This window comes from Alteromonas sp. ABE4_545 (assembly GCF_056161325.1).
Map to the genome: position 1 here is coordinate 209,549 of NZ_JBSWYY010000006.1, position 7,642 is coordinate 217,190.

Consider the following 7,642-nt stretch of genomic DNA (forward strand, 5'->3'; position numbering starts at 1 on the left):
GGAGGGTGAATATGAATCTTGTCAATCGTATTGCTGCCATTTTAGGTAGCGCTGTCATTGTCACAGGTTGTGGCTTTGAGCAAACAATTAACGTAAAAGAAGCGCCCGATCCGGCGCTCACTGGCTATTTTGTCGATAGCCCTGTTATTGGTTTGGGATATCGTTCTGAATCATTCCCAGATGGCGCCACCGGAACCGATGGTGACTTCTCCTATTTCCGTGGCGATCAAATTACTTTTTTCGTCGGTGATCTAGAGTTTCCAGCCGTACCGGCATCGGCTATTTTAACGCCATTGGATATGTTCGGTACGGACAATCCCTTTAACCAGTCAGTAGCGAATACCTTGCGCTTGTTACAAGCCCTAGATTCTGACGGTGATGCAAGTAACGGTATCACTATTAGTGACAATGCTGCTGCTGCAGCTGAAATGCTATTAGCTGATGGTGAAACCGTTGAGGCTTTCTTCAGTCAAAGTGCGGCGGATTTTGCTGCCGACGTTGAAACTTGGCTACCTGCTGCTGGCGGTAGTGCGACACTTAAGCCATTTGACGAGGCGGTGAGCCACTTTGTCGACTTCCTCGAAACTGAATATGGCACCTTACTCACTAACGCTATGGATGTGAGTTTGTTTACCGGCAATGTGTATCACACCTATTTAGATGGTGATACCGCGTCTACTGCCACGTTTAACTTTACCCCAGACGACGAAAATCAGTTAACGGGAAGCTTTACTTACACGGATGCGGAAGGTGAGTTAACGGGGACTTATTCCTTTGCCTTCGGTCGCAGAGCACTAAAATTAGTCAGCGGAGAAACCTCTACTTTCTTTGTTGCCCGTTCATTCAATACGGTGAACCAGGTTTATAGCTTGTGTGCTGTTGATGGCGGGGAAGATGCCTTAGCCACGGCTGTAGCAAGTTGTGATGCCAACGAAGATGCTAAAGACAACCTATTAGTGTTCTCTGAAGAACAAGCCGAAATAGAGCGCGCCGCGTTGGAAGAACTAGCCTCTATGATTGAGCCAGCGTTGTTGGAGGAGTTTGACACCGACACAGCCACTTTCTTCTCTTCTGGTTATAAGCGTCTAAGTGACGACCCAGATAGTGGGCCACTGTACTTTAAAACCGGTGGTAGCCCAGCGCTTGACCCTGAGTTAGGCCAAATTACTCTTGAGGGCGCTCGTTTCTCAATTGGTAATGCGGCAACAGATCCAGGTAAAGACACTTCATCAAACGATACGGTAGGTACTGGTATCTACAACATTAGTGAAGGTTTCACTATTAGCTTTGATGTGATTTCCCACAACGGTGCCGGTTCATTCAACGCTTATGTTGATAACAACACGGCTAGCCAAGGTAATTCAGTGCAAGGTGCTGCGTCTAAATTCATCGGCATGTCGTTGAATGACGAGAACTTCCCTCAAGGCCAGCGCTTTACCTACACCTATGTACCGGGTACTGATGTGACAGGATTGGCTGCTGATGATCCTGATGCACGCATTTTGAATCCTGAAGTCACAAATTCTTTCTTCCAACTGCGCACAGACTCAAGTGGTCGTATTACTATCGATAACTTGCGTATTGAGACAGTGGCAGATGCCGTTGATGTGGTGATCCCCGAAGAGCCGGAAGAACCAGAAGAGCCAGTAGAACAGCCTGAGATCCCCCGTACAGATCTACCTCTCACTTATAATTATGTGGGCGTTACAGAGGATATTTTCTCTACAGCTTTCGATACGCTAACCAATGCGGCGGGCGAAACCCTGCCAATGTACACCCGTACAGGTGGTAGCGTGTTAGTGATCGATACTGGTCTACAAATTGACTCCGGCCGCTTCACTATTGGTGACAGCGAACCTGGAGTAGAAACAACTGCCGATGATACCACCACCTCTGGGGTATTAGATTTAAGTCGCCCATATAAGGTGGTGATGGACATTGTGTCTGCAAGTGATCCTGAAGGGGACAATAAATTTCAGATCTATGTCGACAACAACAGTAGTAGCAGTAGCAAATCGATCCACGGTGGTGACTCGCGTTTCTACAACGAGTTAATTTCTACCCTTGAGCCGGGCACGACACTTGAAGTGGAAGGTTTGGTAGCGACTCAGAACTCCTTCCTACAAATACGTACGGAAAGCGGTGGTACGGTTGTTATTAATAACCTGCGTATTGAATATCTTGATGCAGCAACCGTTGCAAATGAAGATTTTGAAACCACGTCTGAAGCATTCTTTACCACTGATTATAAAACCATTCCCGGTAGTGATTCAGTTGCTATGTATAGCGTAACGGGCGGCGGCAGTGGATTAACCATTACCGATGGCCAATTGTCGATGGCAAGTGCTCGGTTTACTTGGGGAAATACCACACCTGACACGGAAACTGCGGCCGAAGACACATCCACAACCGGTGTATTTGACTTAACGCGTCCATATACCGTGAGCTTCGATGTGATCAGCGTAGATGACCCAGATGGTGATAATAACTTCCAGCTTTACGTAGATAACAACACCAGCAGCAGTGGTAAATCTATTCACGGCTCTGGCTCTAAATTTTACAGTGCCTTGATCAACGAGTTGCCAGTAGGTCAGCGTGTCACTGTTGATGGATTGGTTGCGACTAACTCCTCATTCCTACAATTGCGTACCGAAAGCGGTGGCACGGTTGTGATTGATAACCTGTCAATTAACTATGTGGGCGAAGCAGATTTAGGGCCGCAGACCTTCAGCTGTGACGATGAACCCAGCTTGTATTTCTGTGATGACTTTGCCAATGGTGATTTGTCTAACTGGGATTTAATTGCTCAACCTGATAATGCCGAAGGTGCTGTGGGTACCTGGGACACATTAGATGTAGATGGCAACATTGCTATGCGTTACACCGCAGGTAGTGCAGGTGGCGAAATTCTTAAGTTGAAAGAAGACGTGATGGCAACGCTCCCTGATACCGCTGATTACTTTATTGAAGCGCGTATTCGTCCGAGACAAAACAGCACAACCGCTAATAAACAGCTTTATCTGTTAGGGCGTTATGACAGCGAAGGAAACTGGTACGGTGGTGGTTTGAACCTTCAAAACTCATCCAGTAGTACCCGCGTTGAAGTGTCGATCAGCACTGATGGCTCCATCGCTCGTCCGGTACAGGCTTCAACGCCACTGTTACTGGGTGAAAAAGATGGCACTGAAGATGGTGTGTGGTATCGCGTACGCTTTGACTTAGTGGGAGACACACTGACCGTTTACCTCGACGGTGAAGAGATGGGATCGACCACAGATTCCAACTACACCGCGAAAGGCCTAATTGGTATGTTCACCAACAACCGCTCTTTTGAAATCGACGATTTCAAAGTGGGCGACCCAACGGTGAAACCTGTTCAGCTTTCGTTGGATTACAAAGAAACGTCGTGGGATACCACTACTACCAGCGATGCATTGTACGTTTATGTAACTGCTATTCAAAACGATGGCATCACTGACGATACGTTTACCGTAACAAGTTCAGACAGCGCCGTAGTAACCGTTGATGTTGATGGTACTAATGTTGTTGTTACGCCAGTAGGCGAGGGCACAGCAACCGTATACTTTGCTTCAGGTTCGGATAGCACTTTGGTTAAAACCATTGATGTGACTGTGGCTGAAGGCTTTGTTATGCCTAGCTCAGAATACGGAGACTTAACCGGTAAACTTACGCCAGCGATGAACAGCACTAACGGCTACATCGACGCGAGTTTAAGCATTACATTTGATAATGAGCCTTCTCTTGGCGAAGCCGGTGAAGTGCGTATTTATGATGCGAGCAACGACACCATTGCCGATGTGATTGCGCTTGGCGGTGAAGTTGATGCACTGGGCTACACGGGGCAAGACCGTGTACGCAGAGTGAGCTATCGTCCATTCAGCATCGAGGGTAATACACTTACCATCAAGCCTCATAACAATGCTCTTGATTATGACAAAACCTATTATGTGGCAATTGGCGAGTCAGTTGTGACAGGCGCAACCTTAAACGGTGTGGAATTTGCCGGTATGGGCGCGAATAGCGGTTGGTCATTCACCACTAAAGAAATTGCGCCATCGGGTAGTGCAGTTACGGTAGATGACGATGGCAACGCCGATTTCCGTACGGTTCAGGGAGCGCTGAACTACGTGATGGAAAGTGTTGGTAAAGATACCGCAGCGACTATTACTGTTAAATCGGGTATGTACAACGAGCTATTGTTCTTACGCAACAAAAACAACTTAACCATTCAGGGTGAAGATCGTGATAACACCGTGATTTATTACGATAACTACGAGTCTTATAACGGTGGTACAGGCGGAAGTGAGCCGATGGGTTCAGGAACGCCTGGCGGTGGTCGCAGTGTTTTCTTGATTGAAGGTGCCGATAACCTCGTGTTCAACAATTTCACATTGAAGAACAGCCATGAACGCAATAACGTAGATTCTAACCAAGCTGAAACTATTTACTTCAATAGTAGTTATCGTTTGACTGCGAATAATATGAACTTCATCAGTGAGCAAGATACGCTGCTATTGAAAGGCTACAGCTGGTTCTACAACACATTGGTAGCGGGTAACGTTGACTTTATTTGGGGTTACGCAACCGCGGCGTTGTTTGAAGACAGTGAAATTCGTACTATCGGCGATTCTAAGTACGGTGCAGATACAGACAGCCCTGGTGGTTATGTACTGCAAGCACGAGTGCAGAATCAAGATGACCCAGGCTTTGTCTTCTTGAACAGTCGCTTTACCCATGGCCCTGGCCCCTTGGGTAATGATGTACTCGACGATTCAACTTACATTGCGCGCAGTGGTGGTAACACAAATTACTTCGACAACATTACGCTGATTAACAACCGCTTTGACACCCACATTGCTACTGTAGGTTGGGCGAGTGAAGGTGTGAACGGTCAACCAGCGCCTACGCCAAACCCAGCCACAGCGGGTGCAGGCTGGCGTGAATATGGCAGCATGGATCTCGACGGCAATGCGTTGGATCTCAGCGGTCGCGTGGGGGGCTATATACTCACTGATGATGAAATAGCAGCTTACAGTTCTCGTGATGCGGTATTCGCTGGCTTTAATGACGGTGCAGGCTGGTCTCCTGTTGCTTTGGATGCCCCTGTTATTCAAGACGAAGTGATCGACAAAGGATTCGCTGGCTATAACTTTGACGTAACTGGCGGCGCTGGTGGTACTACCGTTACAGTTAGCACCGGTGCTGCGTTGCAACAAGCATTGGATGATGCGGCAGCAACCAATACACCTGTGACTGTGTACGTTGATGGTGTAATTACTGATGAAAACAACGATGGCTCAGGTCGCTCTATCGAGATAAAAGATATGGACAATGTATCGATTATCGGTGTGGCTGACCGCGGTGAGTTCGATGGTATCGGTATCTCAATTCGTCGTGCAAACAATGTGATTATTCAGAACCTGAAAATCCATCACGTATTAACGGGTGGCAAAGATGCAATTTCGATTGAAGGTGACGACGATGGTTCTACTACAGAGCGCATCTGGATAGATCACAATGAGTTGTATAGCACTATGTCGGTAGACAAAGACTATTACGATGGCTTGATTGACAGTAAGTCGGGTGCGCGTTATATCACGATCTCGTATAACTATCTGCACGATCACTGGAAAGCGTCGTTACACGGCCATACCGAAGATGATACCGCTGATAATACCGACCGCTTTATCACCTTCCATCACAACCGTTTCGAGAGCATTGAGTCGCGCTTACCCTTGTTCCGTTATGGCTATGGTCACTTGTATAACAACTACTTTAACGACATTCACTCAACGGCGATTAACTCGCGGATTGGTGCTGAGCTACAGATTCAAAACAACGTATTTGAAAATACGCAAAACCCAATTGTCTCTTTCTACTCAGATGTTATTGGTTACTGGAATACATCCGGCAATTTATTTGGCGAAGGCGTTACTTGGACTACCCCCTCTGGCACAGATGTATCAGCAGGCAGTGAAGCGACACCTACCAGCAGTTATGAAGTGCCTTATGAATTTACTCTTGATGACGCGAGTGTGGTAAAAGCGAAAGTGATTAACCATGCGGGTGTGGGTAAAATCGACCAGAGTGGATTGGATATTCCTGAGGTGGATGCCGGCAGTGATGATTCGGGTAATACTGGAGAACCAACTAGCACCGATCTGCCTTACAGTGAAGATTTCAGCGCAAGTGATGCATCAACGTTTTTCAGTGCGGCGTATAAATCGCTGCCTGCAAGCGCTTCATCACCCTTGTACAACGTAACCGGCGGCGGCAGTGGTATCACTGTGGCCGACGGCCAAATTACGATGGCAAGTGCGCGCTTTTCGATTGGCGACGCGTCACCTGATGTGGATACCAGTGATACCGATACAACCGGAAAAGGGGTATTTGATCTGAGCCGTGCTTACAAAGTTGTGGTTGATGTGATCAGTACTGATGACCCTGCGGGCGACAACAACTTCCAGATTTATGTTGATAACAATACCAGCAGCAGTAGCCAATCTCATTTAGGGGGGAGCTCTAAGTTCCACCAAGTGTTGATTGGTGAACTCACTTTGGGCACGCTGGAAGTAGAAGGGCCGCTCGCAACCGCCAATTCTTTCATTCAGTTGCGTACCGAAAGCGGTGGCACCGTGGTACTCGACAATCTTCGCATTGAGTATATTGATTAAGGAGTTTTCATGCATTCATTCACCCGGCTCATCAGTGGGTTGTGTGTCGCAGTGTCGCTGAGCGTTAGCGCTCAAGCGGCACAAGACAAACCTGAAGCAAGGTTACATCTGGTTGGCGATTCAACCATGTCTGACAAGCCTAATTTGTCTTACCCTGAGCGGGGCTGGGGACAGTTGTTGCCCGAGTTTTTATTGCCTAAGTTAGAAGTGGTTAATCATGCGAAAAACGGGAGAAGTACCCGTCGCTTCGTCAATGAGGGGCGTTGGCAGTCGCTGATCACTTCATTGAAAGAAGGCGAGTACGTATTAATTCAGTTTGGTCACAACGATCAGAAAAAATCTGATCCAGCGCGCTATGCGTCACCAGACAAAGATTATCCCGCGTATTTGCATCAATTTATTGACGAGGTGCGAGCGAAAGGTGGGATCCCCATGATAGCGAGTTCCATTTGTCGTCGAAACTTTGATGACAAAGGCAACTTAAAGCGAGATTTGCAAGCGTATGCTGATGCGGCAGAAAAAGTCGCTAAAGAAGCCAATGTGGCTTATTTCGATATGCAGGCCATGACGTGCAATTATATTGAAGAACTCGGCAAAGACGCCGCACAACCGTATTTTATACAAGTACCTGCGGATCTTTACGAAAAGCATCCCGATGGAAAAACAGACAACACGCATTTGACTGTTCAGGGGGCGAGTCGTGTGGCTCAGTTTTTCATTCGAGATTTAAAGAAACAAGGGCACCCACTGGCGAAGTTTGTCTATCGTGAGCATTTGTAACTGTTGAATGATTAACATGTAATTTTGAAAACGCGATGACTTAGTTGGCATCGCGTTTTTTTATGTGACCGGTCGCGAAGCGACAGAACACCACGGGTTTACCCGTGGATGAATGAGTCCGAGGCCTGTATGCTACGAAGATGGAAGTACGAGTCTCATCACATGGT

General features: G+C 47.3%; 2 protein-coding genes. Both read left to right on the forward strand.

The features are described 5' to 3' along the window. The first annotated feature begins 11 nt into the window (after positions 1–11). Positions 12–6,695, forward strand: a complete 6,684-nt coding sequence (locus ACXAH6_RS08530) for a pectinesterase family protein (protein ID WP_474876233.1) — start codon at positions 12–14, stop codon at positions 6,693–6,695. A 9-nt stretch (positions 6,696–6,704) separates the two neighbouring features. Beyond that, positions 6,705–7,475 carry a rhamnogalacturonan acetylesterase gene (locus ACXAH6_RS08535; protein WP_474876234.1) on the forward strand — a complete coding sequence of 257 codons (771 nt, stop codon included), beginning with the start codon at positions 6,705–6,707 and terminating at the stop codon, positions 7,473–7,475. Positions 7,476–7,642: the final 167 nt, after the last annotated feature.